This window comes from Mycobacterium sp. NTMscope_MAC_269 (assembly GCF_976985695.1).
This window is the reverse complement of sequence record NZ_OZ335668.1, coordinates 1,875,900-1,889,245: the sequence shown is the minus strand read 5'-3', so window position 1 is coordinate 1,889,245 and position 13,346 is coordinate 1,875,900. Positions and strand designations below refer to the sequence as shown.

Genomic DNA, 13,346 nt, shown 5'->3' with positions numbered 1-13,346 from the left:
CGTTAGGCCCGGTAGCGGCGCGTGGCAGCCCTGATACTTGCCCTGGCGGGCCTGGCGTTTCTGGATTCGCTCAACGTCCTCAACGTGGGGGTCGTCTCGGCGGTCATCTTCGACAGCCGGCTCAGCCGCCGCTCGCCCATCCCGGGCGCCCTGAGCTTCGTCGCGGGCGTGTTCGCTGTGACGACCACCTTCGGCCTGTGCACGGTGCTGGGCATCAGCTTCCTCACCGAGGCCCTCGATTTTCACATCACGCCGGCCATCCGGTTCCGTGGCGAACTGCTGTTGGGAATCGTGCTGATCGGCTTGGCGTACTTCCCGCTGACCGCGCAGTCGTCGGCTCCCGGTTGGGCGATGGCCGCCATGCGCAAACGTCCGTGGCTGCTCGGATTCCTCGGCCTGGCGGTGGGAAGCGGGCAAGCGCCGACCGCCGTGCCCTACCTCACGGGCCTGGCCATGCTGGCAGCGCTGCACCCACGGCCGCCGCTGTGGCCGCTGGTCATCATCACCTACTGCGCGATCGCGGTGTCACCTCCGCTGGCAATCCTTGCTCTGTCGATGAGACGAACGGTGCGGGCCATGCGCATTCAGCGGGGCCTGGTGCGCGTGCTCACCCGCTACGGCCCCATGTCGGTGCGGCTTTTGTTTCTCGTTTTCGGAGTCGGCCTCATCGCCGATGCGCTCGTCAACCACAGCGCCCTCTGGTGACGCGCGCTCCTTTCTCACGTTCCGCATAGCGAGCCGGATTACGTTGTCGCGTGTGACTGATCGTCAAGCGCGCGCAATGTCGTTCGGATCAATCGCCGAGGACTACGACGGCCTGCGGCCGCGAGCCCCGCAGTCGGCGGTGGACTGGTTGATGCCGTCGGAGTGCGAGGTGGCCGTCGACGTGGGCGCGGGCACGGGCTTGTTCACCCGAACGCTCCTCGGCAGAGCGGCGCACGTCATCGCCGTCGAGCCCGACGCCCGGATGAGGGCGGTCCTGGCCGACCGGTCCCCCGGCGTCCGTGTCCTCGAGGGCAGCGGTGAATCGATCCCCCTCCCCGACCGCGCCGCGGATGCCGTGTTCGTTTCGGCGGCGTGGCACTGGATGGATCCCGAACGGGCGGCTCCCGAAATCGGGCGGGTGCTTCGCGACGGCGGACGGTTCGGTCTGATCTGGACCAGTCGCGATCGCGACGTGGACTGGGTCCGCGACCTCGACCTGCTGCCCGGCGACGATGCGACCGACGCGGATGCACCCGGCCGCTTCCGGCGGCTCCATGAAAACGTCGCGCTCCCCGAACCGCAGATCTTCCACCGCGTGGCCCGCGAGGCGTTCACGTTCGTGCGCACGATGCGGGTCGACGACGTCGTCGCGATGGTAGGCACCTACAGCAGGCTCATCACCGCGTCTCCCGAGGACCGCGCGCGGCGGCTCGCCAGTGCCCGCGCCGCGCTGCGGGATCGCTTCGGAGGGGCCGACACGATCGACGTCCCCATGCAGTCCCGCTGCTGGCGCGCCGACCGGATGGCCCGCGGCGCTTAGGCCTGGGGTCCCTCCGACGGTGGCCAGGGCGTCCCGGGTGACGCCTCGCCGGGGCTCTCGTAGTCGCCGCGGGACAGCGGCACCCACCGCTCGCTGGGTGCGGGCTGCTTGGACGACGGAAAGTCGCGCAGGCTGCCCGTCGGCTTGGCGTCCCACTTGGCGAACGTCAGCGGCGTTTGCAGCCACGCGTGCAGCAGGTTGTAGGCGGCTTCGAGCGAATCGATGTGAGTGCGCTCCCAGCCGTGGCTGCCGTCGAGCCCGAAGCCGACGAGCGCGGCGCGGGTGTTCGCGCCCGCCTCGATCGCCGCGGCGGCATCGGACCGGTAGTAGCGAAAGATGTCGCGGGCGAACGGGATTCCCCGCTCCTGGGCGAGTCGGCAGAGCTTGCGGGTCAGGTGGTAGTCGAACGGGCCGTGCATGTCGGCCATCGGGATCGTCACGCCGTCCTCGAGCGAGTGCTGCCCGGGCGCGCACACCGCGTTGTCCACCGACACCAGCTCGGCGACGTCCGCGGGCAGCCCGTGGCTGGCTCCGTGGCCGACCTCCTCGGTGATGGTGACCATGATCGTGGTGCGGTGCGGCAGCACCACCTTGTTCTCGGAGAAGTTCTTGGCCAGCGCGAGCGCGATCGCGACACCGGCTTTGCCGTCCAGGTGACGGGAGACGATGAAGCCGTCGGCGGTGAGCTCGGGACTGGTGATCAACGCGACGAAGTCGCCGATCTGCAGGCCGAGGCGAAGCAGATCCTCACGCGAGGACACCTTGCGGTCGATGCGGACCTCGACGTGGTCCCAGTCGGTGGGCTGGGTGTCGATCTCGTCACCGAACGCATGCCCGCTGGACTTGAGCGGCATGACGGTGCCGGTGATGAACTCGTCGGGGTCGTCGATGAAGATGCGCACGCGGGCCCCCGCGGCGAACCGGGCCGAGAAGGTGCCGACCGGGACCAGCTCCAAGCGGCCGTTGTCCTTGAGGTCGCGGACCATGCAGCCGATGGTGTCGGAGTGGACCACCAGCGCCCGGTCGGTGGTCGCCGACTCCCCCGGGAGTTCCGCGGTCAGCGCGCCGCGCCGCGTCAGCGTGAACGGCACGCCGAAGTCGTCGAGGATGTCGCCGATCACCTGCATCACCGCGTCCGTGCGCCCCGACGGACTCGGGGTCTGCAGCAGCGCGAGCAGCGTGTCGATCATCCACGTGCGGTCGGCCTCGGCCATGGCCGCGGTCTTGGCCACCTCGTCTCCTCTCGAGTCGTCGGGAATCGCGTACAACCTACCGTGTGGCCGGTCCCGATCGCCCGGCCCGGCCTATTCCGAGCTAGGACGCGGTTTCCCTCTCCGAGATCAAATCGGCCAGGGCAAGTATTCGCTGAGCGTCGCGCACATGCAGGCTCTCGATCATGCGGCCATCGACCGTGATGACGCTGGCACCCGCGGCCCGCGCCTCCTCGTAGGCCGACACGATCTTGCGGGCGTCGTCCAACTCCTTGTGCGACGGGCCGAACAGTTCGTTCGCCGGGGCGATCTGGGACGGGTGGATCAGTGTCTTGCCGTCGAATCCCATTTCGCGGCCGTGCTGGGCCTCGGCCCGGAATCCGCCCTCGTCGGTGATGTCGTTGAACACGCCATCCAAGATGACCTTTCCGGCCGCCCTCGCCCCCAACAGCGCCATGCCCAGCGCGGGCACGACGGGCGCGCGCCCCGGGACGTGCAGGCCGTGCAGTTCGTTGACCAGATCGTTGGTGCCGACCACCAGCCCGGCGAGGCGCTCGCTGGCCGACGCGACCTCCTCGGCCCTCAGAAACGCCCGGGGCGTCTCGATCATCACCCATAGCTGCAACGTCTTCGGTGCGCCCAATGTGCCGAGCGCGTCGGCCAGCGCCTGAACCTGTTGTCCCGTCTCGACTTTCGGCACCAGCACCCCGTCGGCGGCCGATCCCGCCACCGCGGCCAAATCGTCGCCGTGCCAGTCGGTGTCCAACCCGTTGATGCGCACCACGACCTCGCGCGGCCGGTAGCTCTCCGACGAGACCGCCTCGCACACCGTCGCCCGCGATTCGGCCTTGGCGTCCGGCCCGACGGCGTCTTCGAGGTCGAATATCAGCACGTCCGCCGGCAGCGACTTGCCCTTCTCCAGCGCCCGAGGTTTGTTGCCGGGCAAATACAGAGCGGATCGGCGCGGGCGCAAGGTCGGTGCCATAACGTGATTCACTTCCTGTCGTCGGGCGCTAGCGACGCGGCGGGCGCGTGGTGACCGCGGCATAGCAGAAAGTACTCTTCGGTAGCGGTGGTGCAGTCGCGGTGGCGGCGGGGCAGAGGCCGAATCGGCCGGCGCGGCGGCTCGATCGCGGAAGGGAAAACGGATGTCATCGTTCGATTCGGCACGGACCGAGGGCGACAGCTGGGACCTGGCCTCCAGCGTGGGCGCGACCGCGACGATGGTGGCGACCTCTCGGGCGCTGGCTTCTCGCGAGCCGGACCCGCTGCTCGACGACCGGTTCGCCGAGCCCTTGGTGCGGGCGGTCGGGCACCCCTTTTTCACCCGGATGCTGGACGGCCAAGTTCCGCTCGAGTCCGACGACTCGCCGATGACGCTGCAGCAGCGGCGCGAGCAGATGACGGTGCGGACCAGGTTCTTCGACGACTTCTTCCGCGCCGCGACGGCGGCCGGCGCACGCCAGGCCGTCATCCTGGCCGCCGGTCTCGATGCCCGGGCCTACCGGCTACCGTGGCCGGCGGGCACCGTGGTTTTCGAGGTCGACCAGCCCGAGGTCATCTCCTTCAAGACCGACACGCTCGCCCAGCTCGGCGCCGAACCCACCACCGAGCGCCGCACCGTCGCAATCGATTTGCGCGATGATTGGCCAACCGCCCTGCGCGGCAGCGGATTTGACACCAGCACACCCACCGCCTGGATCGCCGAAGGCCTACTGCCCTACCTGCCGCCGGAAGCCCAAGACAGATTGCTGGACAACATCACCGCGCTCAGCGCCCCGGGCAGCCGCCTGGCCACGGAGAACATCACCGACATGAGCGTGTTCACCGACGAGCGCGCCCGGGCGATGCGCAACAACTGGCGTCAGCACGGACTCGACATCGACGTCGCCGAACTCGTCTGGCTCGGAGAACGCCGTCCCGCCGCCGAGCACCTGTCCGCCACCGGCTGGAAGGTCACCCGCCACCCGACCGAACAGGTCTATGCCGACTACGGTTTCGTGGTGCCCGACAACGAGATCCTCAAGCAATTCCGCCACGCCATCAGCTACCTCAGCGCCGAACTGAGCTGAGCCCGCTTAGCGTCAGGGCCTGGCGTCGCGCCATTCCCGTTCGAACGGCAACCGCCAGGCATTGGGCGCGATCAACTGGTGAATCGCGTTGGGCCCCCAGGTCCCGGGCTGGTACAGCTTGGCTGCGGGAGGATCGGTGAGGAGATCTTCCGAACGCTCCCACAAAGATTCGATGCCTTCCGCGGTATTGAACAGGGTGTGGTCGCCGCGCATCGCGTCGAGGATGAGTCGTTCGTAGGCCTCCAGCACATCCACGACGGTGTCGATCTCCTGCGAGGAGAACTGCATGGACAGCTTGTCCAGTTTCATGCCGGGGCCGGGCCGCTTGCCATAGAACGACAGCGACACCTTCGAGTTGTCGGCGAGGTCGAAGGTGAGGTGATCGGGGCCCTGGGTTCCCACCCCGGATCCGGGCGGGAACATCGTGCGCGGCGCCTCCTTGAACGCGATCGAGATGACGCGGATGCCCTCGGCCATCTTCTTGCCGGTGCGCAGATAGATGGGCACCCCCGCCCACCGCCAGTTGTCGATGCCGACCCTGAGGGCGATGAACGTCTCGGTGTCGGAATCCCTTGCCACGCCGTCCTCTTCGCGATATCCCTGATATTGACCGCGAACCACGTTCGACGGCTTCACCGGCAGCATCGACCGGAACACCTTGTTCTTCTCTTCGCTGATGGCAAACGGTTCGAGCGCGGTCGGCGGCTCCATCACCACGAACGCCATCACCTGGAACAGGTGGGTGACCACCATGTCCTTGTACGCGCCGGTCTCCTCGTAGAAGCTCGCCCGTTGATCCAGGCCCAGAGCTTCGGGGATGTCGATTTGGATGTGGTCGATGAAGTTGCGGTTCCAGATCGGTTCGAACAGACCGTTGGCGAAGCGGAACGCCAAGATGTTCTGCGCGGCCTCTTTGCCCAAGAAGTGGTCGATACGAAAGATCTGGGATTCCTCGAAGGTTTCGTGCACGAAGTCGTTGAGCGCCACCGCACTGGCCAGGTCGGTGCCGAACGGCTTCTCCATCACCACGCGTGAGCGTTCGACCAGTTTCGCGTCGCGCAGCATGGTGATCACCGCCCGGGCGGCTTTGGGCGGCACCGACAGGTAGTGCAGTCGCCGGGTCTTGGGGCCCAGGTTGGCCTCGGCGTCGGCCACGGCGGCGGCCAGCGCTTCGGGTCCGTCGCCCTGCGGGACGTAGGTGATGATGTTCGCGAAGTTCGCCCATTGGTCGTCCGTGAGCTTGTGCGTTCCGAACGAGTCGACCGCGTTCTTGGCCAGATCGCGAAATTCGTCGTTGGTCAGATCTTCCAGGGACGTGGCGACGATTTGAATGTCGGGCGCCAGCTCGGACTGGTCCAAGTACGCCAGGCCGGGGATCAGCTTTCGCTTGGCCAGATCCCCCGTCGCCCCGAAGAGGACGATGACGTGCGGGTCAAGGGGATCGGAGTGGTGCCGACGAGGGCGTGCGTCGGGCGCCGGGTACGAGATGGTCTGAGGTTTCGCGGTGGCCATCCCTGCGATACTTCCACCGCCGCGGCGCTCTGTCGCCTCTGTTCTCCGGTTGCGTCCGGTTAGCGATCGCGCGAGCGGGTATGGGATAGCGGCGGGCCCCGGCGTCGGGGTTCGCCGCGCCACCAAGCCAACGGAAAGCGACATGACAAGACCCGACAAAGACCCACTGAGCCGCGCTCAGGAGCTGGAGAACATCGTCGATCAGCTCGAGGAGAAGGTCGCCGAGGACCGCGAAGCCGAAGACGTCCCCGGCAAGCCCAGCGACCGGGAGCATGCCGCTGTCCGAGGCTCGGACAACGAGCCGCCGGACTAGCAGGTCATCCGCTCGGCAGGTCGACGGCGTGAGCTTTCAGCGTCGCCAGCGTTTCCGGTGACGGCCATTCGTTGGCGCGGAATCGCGCCGGGGTGATCCCCGAGACGGGAAGGATGCCCACCACGTCGACCACCGTGGCGAACGGCACGGTGAACTTGTCCGACACATTCGACGGGTCGCCGACAAGAAACGTCACGTAATCGGTGTGTGGCAGCTCCCAGGCGGGGCCCTCCCCCCAGGCCGTCGTAGTGCGCCGCCCCCACGGAGTGTCGATCACCTGCGCCTCGCCGACGTATTGCGGGAATAGTTCACGCTCGTAGTGCTGCCGCAGATAGTCTGTCTGAAGCTGGTATTCCCTTGCGGCCAAAAGGCTTCGAGCTGTCAGGGCAAACCCGCGGAGCGGGTGCGGGCCGGCCTGATCGAACGGCACGATGATGGCGCCCTCAATGGTGTAACCCTGTGGCGACACGGGTTGTTCGGCCTCGCGGTACAGCTGCTCGGCGACCTCGAAGAGTTCGGCCACCTGGTCGGGGGCGTCGGTGCCCAACACCAGCGCCCCGTCCCCGGGAAAGAACACCAGCGGTCGCGGGCCGCCCGGTACCGCCAGCGAACCCAGCCATCCGGCGGCCAAGATCATGGAGTCGACGTAGCTGGCGCCGTCGTCGTCCTTCAACAGGTACTTCTCACCCGGTGTGAAGGCCTGCTGACGCGCGGTCAGATTCTCCCGGGCCACCGCGAACGCCTGGTCGCCGGTGATGCCCCACGCCCCTGTTTCGGCCGGTGTCACCATGGCCCGCACCGTGGGCAGGTCGACGACGACCATCTCGTTGATGTGCGGGAACACCGGGCGGACCCAGGGCTGCGCCCCGTTGTTGACCAAATGATTGGCGTAACTCTGCGGCCGCAGCACCGGCCTCAGCAAGGGTTGGGCTTCGCCCCAATCCAGCGGAGGTGTCGACGGTTGGTCGCTTGCCATGTCCACGGTGCGTGCTTCCTGCTCATGATCAGGGAACACGCACGATACACCGTGGGCCCGGCAAAACAAGTCACCCTTTTGTCGGCTCGCGACTCGCGTCGGTCACGCGCCCGGTGGCCCGAACCAGACGCTGAGGGCGTCGCGCAGCGCGGGGTCGGTTCCGTCACCGGCCCAGGCGACGTGACCGTCCGGTCGAATTAACACCGCCGCCGGTGCACTCACCGTCCCCAGGGCCGGAAGTTCCCAATCCCCAATGTGTTTCGCGTCGACCAGTCGCACCCGTCCCGCCCAGGGCGCGATGTCGATGCGCCCGGTCCGGCCGAAATTGAGCAGCACGGGCCGGCCGCCTCTCAGGAGGGCAAACACCCGCAGCGGGCGGTCGGCGGTGACCAGGTCCAGATCGGGCATGCGGCGCCCCAACAACGGATGCCCCTCGCCGAGGTCGTACCGGATGTCCAGCCCGGACATCATCGCCGCGAAGCGTTTGCGCGGCTCCTCCATGCCCAGCAACTCGCTCATGGTGTCTCGCAGGGCCTCGGTGCCGTCGTCCGAGCGAAGAAGCGCCAGTTGGGAGATCGAGTTGCGCAGCACCCGCGCGGCGATCGGGTGCCGTTCGGCGTGATAGGTGTCGAGGAGGCTGTCGGGTGACGTCTCGTTGACCACCTGGGCCAGCTTCCACCCCAGATTCATCGCATCCTGGACGCCGGTGTTCAGCCCCTGCCCGCCGACCGGATGATGGACGTGCGCGGCGTCGCCGGCCACCAGCACCCGTCGGGCGCGATAGGACGCGGCCTGCCGGGCGGCATCGGTGAATCGGGAAACCCAACGGGGACTGTGGATCCCATAATCCGACCCGTAGACGGCGACGAGCGCCCGGCTCACATCGTGCACCGTCGGTTGGCCGGAGGTTCGGAGGCGCTCTTCAGTGACCATGATCCGCACCGGCCCACCCTCCCCGGTGGTGGACAAGGCATGGACACCGAGCGCGTCCCGGCGGATGCCCCACGGCGGGGCATCCTCGAAATCCATGTCGGCCTCGGCAAGCAGATAGCTTGTCGTGGCATCCCATCCCGGAAATTCGATGCCGGCCGCTTTGCGGACCACACTGCGTCCGCCGTCGCACCCGACGAGATAGCCCGCCCGCATCACCCGGCCATCGGTCAGGGCGACGTCGACTCCGGTGTCGTCTTGGGCGAGAGTGACCACCTCTTCGCCGCGATAGATGGGCACGCTGAGCTCGCCGACCCACTCCGCCAGAATTCGTTCGATCTCGTTCTGCCACAACGCCAGCCCATAGGGGTGGCGGGTGGGAAAGTCGCTGATGTCCAGCCGAATCTGGGCGTAACCGGCGACCTGCGCCACCTGTCCCTGCGACAAGAACCGATCGGCGATACCGCGCTGATCGAGGATTTCGATGGTACGGGCGTGCAGACCACCGGCGCGTGAACCGATCAAATCCTGGTTGGCGCGCCGCTCGATGATAGCGACGTCGACCCCCGCCAAACCCAGTTCGCCCGCCAGCATCAGCCCCGTCGGGCCACCTCCAGCGATGAGCACCGCATGCTCGACCTCGCCGCTCACCTCGTCTGACCGCCGCGAAACAACCACTTCGCCTCCCCCGGATCTCCCGAATTTCGGTTTCGGACAGCGATTTTGCGGCATCACCCGGGCCTTGCGGCAAGCCCCCGGGTGCGCTATAGGTTGAAAGTGGCGGGGAAAAGCATTCAGCGACGATCGCGGATGGCATCGATGGCGCGGTAGATCCGCTGCTCGCTGACCGGGCGCGGGGTGCCGAGCTGCTGGGCCCACAGGCTCACCCTGAGTTCTTCGAGCTGGCGGGCGATATCGCGGACGTCGGTAGCCGTCTGCGCCGCCCGTGGCAGCTCGCGTAGCAGGTCGTCGTAGGCGTCCTGCACGGCGTGCACCCGGCTCATCCGCTCCCGGTCGGCCCGAACGCCGTGCGCCAGCCCGTCGAGGCGGCGACGGATCGCGAGCAAATAGCGGGTGAGATCGGCGAGGTGGGCTCGGCCGGTTGCGGTGACGAAGCCCGGCGGCAAGAGGCGGTGCAGCTGGGCGCGCACGTCGTCGATCGCCTCGGACTGCGCAGGCGGCGGATCGGCGGGCAGCAGGAGTTGCACCTCCTGCGCGGCGGTCAGTACCCGCTCGACCCCCGGCACGACCTCGGCGGTCGTGGGCGCCAAGGTCTTTCCCAGTCGTTCTCGCAGCGCGATGAACTCGCCACGTGTCCACACCGGTGCCGGTATGAGTGAGTCGGCCGCGGCGTCGGCGCAGTCCTCCAGCAGCGCGGGCAGGTCGCCGTCGGGGTTGGCGCCGAGCGTCAAACGCGTACGCGGATCAAATTCACGGGCAAGGACTTTTACCGGAGAGCTGACGCTGAGCCGCAATAGCCGCCGGAGGGCGGGTCCCATCGCCTGGCCCTGTTCGTCCGGCGTCGCGAACACGCGTAGGTCGACCGCGCCGCCGGTGTCGACGAACGCGGGAAAGCCCCGCACGGTGCGACCCTCAACTTCGCGTTCGATGACGCGCGGCAGTTCGTCGAGATCGTCGGGCCAGTCGCGCAATCCGGTGCGCTCCAGCTCACCCGCGACCGCGTGCGCGACGGCCCGGCGGGCCGGTGCGGTAAGGCGCTCCTGCAGCTCCTCCAGATCCTTGCCCCGGGCGACCTCGGCGCCATCGGCGGATTCGACCGCGAAGGTCACCCGCAGGTGCGGCGGCAGCTGCTCCAGGTCGAACGCGTCGAGGGGCACCAAAACCCCGGTGCGACGGCGCAATTCGCGCTGCAACGCCGGCAGCAGCGGTTCGCCGCCCGGATCGATCGCGGCCAGCACCGCGCGGGCCGTGTCCGGCGCGGGAACGAAGTTGCGGCGCAGGTCTTTCGGCAGCGAGCGGATGAGCGCGGTCACCAGCTCCTCGCGCAGCGCCGGCACCTGCCACGCGAATTCGTCGCCGCCCAGGCGCGCCAGCACGTCGATCGGGACGTGCACCGTGACGCCGTCGTCGGCGGTGCCCGGCTCGAACCGGTAGGTCAGCGGCAGCGTGGCATCACCCGTCCGCCAGGTGGTGGGCCGATCGTCGCCGGCGTGGACGTCGGTGCGCAGCAAGTCGGCGCGGGTGAACGTCAGCAGCTCAGGTGTCTTGTGCCGCTGCCGTTTCCACCACGCGTCGAAATGCCGCGCCGAGACCACCTCGGCGGGGACGCGGGTGTCGTAGAGCGCGTAGACGTCGTCATCGCCGACCAGCAGGTCGCGGCGGCGGGCACGCTCCTCGAGCTCCTCGACCTCGGCCCGCAGCAGGGCGTTGTCGTGAAAGAAATGATGACGGGTCTGCCACTCCCCTTCGACCAGGGCGTGCCGGATGAACAGCTCGCGCGCCACCACCGGCTCGATGCGGGCGTATCCGACGCGGCGGCGCGCCACCAGCGGCAGGCCATAGAGCGTCACCCGCTCGTAGGCCATCACCTCGCCGCGCTTGGCGTCCCAATGCGGCTCGCTGTACGCGCGCTGCACCACGTCGCCGGCGACCCGCTCGACGACCTCGGGCTGGATGCGCGCGGCCGTGCGCCCATACAGGCGGCTCGTCTCGACCAGCTCCGCCACGACGACCCAGCGCGGCGGCCGTTTGGTGAGCGCCGAGCCCGGCGCCAGCACGAAGTTCGCGTTACGCGCGCCCAGATATTCGCGCGTGTCCTCGCGGCGCATGCCCACATGGGACAGCAGCCCGGCGACCAGCGCCGCGTGGATGCGGGCCGGGTCGGCGGGCTCCTCGGATTCGGTGCCTTCCACGATGCCCAGGTCGCGGGCGATGCTGCGTAGCTGGCCGACCAGGTCCTGCCACTCGCGGATGCGCAGATAGTGCAGGAATTCGGAGCGGCACATCCGTCGAAACCCGCTGCCGGATAGCGACTTCCGTTGGTCGCGGAGATAGCGCCACAGGAGCAGGTACGACATGAAGTCCGAGTGTTCGTCGGCGAAGCGGGCGTGCTTTTCGCGGGCCGCCTCCTCGCGGTCGCTCGGCCGTTCCCGCGGGTCCGGGATGGACAGCGCCGCGGCCAGCACCAGCATCTCTCGCACGCACCCCTCGGTTTCGGACTGCAGAATCATGCGGCCCAGCCGCGGGTCGACGGGCAGCCGGGCAAGGCGGCGACCGAGCCCGGTGATCGCGCCCTGCCCGCCGAACGCGCCGAGTTCCTGCAGCAGCTGGACGCCGTCACGGATGCTGCGTCGGTCCGGCGGGTCGAGGAACGGGAATCTTTCGATGTCGCCGAGTTGCAGCGCCGCCATCTGCAGCAGCACGGCGGCAAGGTTCGTCCGCAGGATCTCGGGCTCGGTGTAGCGCGGCCGGGCCGCGAAGTCCTGTTCGGAGTACAGCCGGATGCACACGCCTGGCGCGACGCGGCCGCACCGGCCGGCCCGCTGCGCGGCGGAAGCTTGCGAGATGGGCTCGATCGGCAGACGCTGCACCTTCAGGCGGCGGCTGTAGCGCGAAATTCGGGCGTTGCCCGGGTCGATGACGTAGCGAATGCCCGGCACGGTCAGCGACGTCTCGGCGACGTTGGTCGCCAGCACGACGCGGCGCCCGGTATGCGGGGCGAAGACCTTTTGTTGCTCGGCGGTGGGCAGCCGGGCATACAGCGGAAGCACCTCGGTGTGGCGTGGACCGGCCGCCAAAAAGGTCAAAGCCTCTGCGGTGTCGCGGATCTCGCGCTCGCCCGAGAGGAAGACGAGGACGTCGCCGGGCGGCTCGGCCTCGAGTTCACCGATGGCGTCGACGATCGCCTCGATCTCGTCGCGGGTCTCGGTGCGGACGATCTCGTGGTCGGGATCGTCGGGATCGCCGGACCCCTCGCCGGAGCCGGAGGGCACGGCGACCTCCAGCGGCCGGTAGCGCACCTCGACCGGATACGTCCGCCCAGTCACCTCGATGATCGGCGCGCCCTCGAAATGCGCCGCGAAGCGCTGCGGCTCGATCGTCGCCGAGGTGACGATCACGTTCAGGTCGGGCCGGCGCGGCAGCAACTCGCGCAGGTAGCCGAGCAGGAAATCGATGTTCAGGCTGCGCTCGTGGGCCTCGTCGAGGATCAGGGTGTCGTAGCGCAACAGACGGCGGTCGCGCTGGATCTCGGCGAGCAGGATGCCGTCGGTCATCAGCTTGATCAGGGTGTGGTCGCTGACCCGGTCGGTGAACCGCACGGTGTAGCCGACGGTCTCGCCGAGCGGGCTGCCCAGCTCGTCGGCGATGCGCTGGGCGACGGTGCGCGCGGCCAGCCGGCGCGGCTGGGTGTGCCCGATCGTTCCGCGGATGCCACGGCCGGCCTCCAGGCAGATCTTGGGCAGCTGGGTGGTCTTCCCCGAGCCGGTCTCCCCGGCGATCACCACCACCTGATGCGCGCGGATCGCGTCGGCGATTTCCTGCCGCCGTTCGCTAACCGGCAGCTCGGGGTAGCTGATCGCCGGGACCGAGGCGCGCCGGGCCGCGACGATCGGCTGCGCGGCCGCGATCTCGTCGGCGAGCCGCCGCAGTTTGCCGGGCGGGGCGCCGCGGAGGCTCTTCAGGCGCCTGCCGAGGCGGGCGGCGTCGCGCAAGGTCAGGCCGTCGAGTTGGTTGCGCAACTGCGCTGCAGACGGTTCGGCCACTCCGCACAGAATAGGCACCTCCCCGGGCGGGGCCTCCACCCCCGGGGCGACCAGCGCGATTGGGTGCAGCCGATTTCGGGTAT

General features: G+C 68.5%; 10 protein-coding genes. 4 read left to right on the top strand and 6 right to left on the bottom strand.

The features are described 5' to 3' along the window. Positions 1 to 21 precede the first annotated feature (21 nt). Both ACZ50Z_RS08845 and ACZ50Z_RS08840 read left to right on the top strand, forming a co-directional pair. The gene (locus ACZ50Z_RS08845; RefSeq protein ID WP_464483209.1) at positions 22 to 705 is read left to right on the top strand and encodes a GAP family protein; all 684 of its coding nucleotides are present in this window, start codon (positions 22 to 24) and stop codon (positions 703 to 705) included. 52 nt (positions 706 to 757) lie between these two features. Further along, the gene (locus ACZ50Z_RS08840) at positions 758 to 1,525 is read left to right on the top strand and encodes a class I SAM-dependent methyltransferase (protein WP_464483208.1); all 768 of its coding nucleotides are present in this window, start codon (positions 758 to 760) and stop codon (positions 1,523 to 1,525) included. Here the strand turns inward: ACZ50Z_RS08840 and ACZ50Z_RS08835 are convergent. Further along, on the bottom strand, positions 1,522 to 2,757 hold the full coding sequence (locus ACZ50Z_RS08835) for an osmoprotectant NAGGN system M42 family peptidase (protein WP_464483207.1): 1,236 nt from the start codon (positions 2,755 to 2,757) through the stop codon (positions 1,522 to 1,524). The two genes, ACZ50Z_RS08840 and ACZ50Z_RS08835, sit on opposite strands and share 4 nt — an antisense overlap. A gap of 82 nt (positions 2,758 to 2,839) precedes the next feature. Next, positions 2,840 to 3,721, bottom strand: coding sequence for an HpcH/HpaI aldolase/citrate lyase family protein (locus tag ACZ50Z_RS08830; protein WP_464483206.1), 882 nt, complete (start codon positions 3,719 to 3,721; stop codon positions 2,840 to 2,842). A gap of 163 nt (positions 3,722 to 3,884) precedes the next feature. Here ACZ50Z_RS08830 and ACZ50Z_RS08825 point away from each other — a divergent pair, with 163 nt between their 5' ends. Then, positions 3,885 to 4,808, top strand: a complete 924-nt coding sequence (locus tag ACZ50Z_RS08825; RefSeq protein WP_464483205.1) for a class I SAM-dependent methyltransferase — start codon at positions 3,885 to 3,887, stop codon at positions 4,806 to 4,808. Between the two features lie 12 nt (positions 4,809 to 4,820). On the opposite strand, the gene zwf is transcribed toward ACZ50Z_RS08825, so the two are convergent. After that, entirely contained in the window at positions 4,821 to 6,320 is a 1,500-nt protein-coding gene (gene zwf, locus ACZ50Z_RS08820; RefSeq protein ID WP_464483204.1) for a glucose-6-phosphate dehydrogenase, read from the bottom strand. A gap of 142 nt (positions 6,321 to 6,462) precedes the next feature. Here zwf and ACZ50Z_RS08815 point away from each other — a divergent pair, with 142 nt between their 5' ends. Next, positions 6,463 to 6,633 (top strand): hypothetical protein, encoded by a 171-nt coding sequence (locus ACZ50Z_RS08815; protein WP_167525989.1) that lies wholly within the window; start codon positions 6,463 to 6,465, stop codon positions 6,631 to 6,633. A gap of 4 nt (positions 6,634 to 6,637) precedes the next feature. On the opposite strand, the gene ACZ50Z_RS08810 is transcribed toward ACZ50Z_RS08815, so the two are convergent. From ACZ50Z_RS08810 to hrpA, 3 genes are all read right to left on the bottom strand, one after another. Then, positions 6,638 to 7,615 carry a DUF1444 domain-containing protein gene (locus tag ACZ50Z_RS08810; protein ID WP_464486140.1) on the bottom strand — a complete coding sequence of 326 codons (978 nt, stop codon included), beginning with the start codon at positions 7,613 to 7,615 and terminating at the stop codon, positions 6,638 to 6,640. Positions 7,616 to 7,711: 96 nt separating this feature from the next. Beyond that, positions 7,712 to 9,217 (bottom strand): FAD-dependent monooxygenase, encoded by a 1,506-nt coding sequence (locus ACZ50Z_RS08805; protein ID WP_464483203.1) that lies wholly within the window; start codon positions 9,215 to 9,217, stop codon positions 7,712 to 7,714. A 116-nt stretch (positions 9,218 to 9,333) separates the two neighbouring features. Further along, positions 9,334 to 13,263 (bottom strand): ATP-dependent RNA helicase HrpA, encoded by a 3,930-nt coding sequence (gene hrpA, locus ACZ50Z_RS08800; RefSeq protein WP_464483202.1) that lies wholly within the window; start codon positions 13,261 to 13,263, stop codon positions 9,334 to 9,336. Positions 13,264 to 13,346 lie beyond the last annotated feature (83 nt).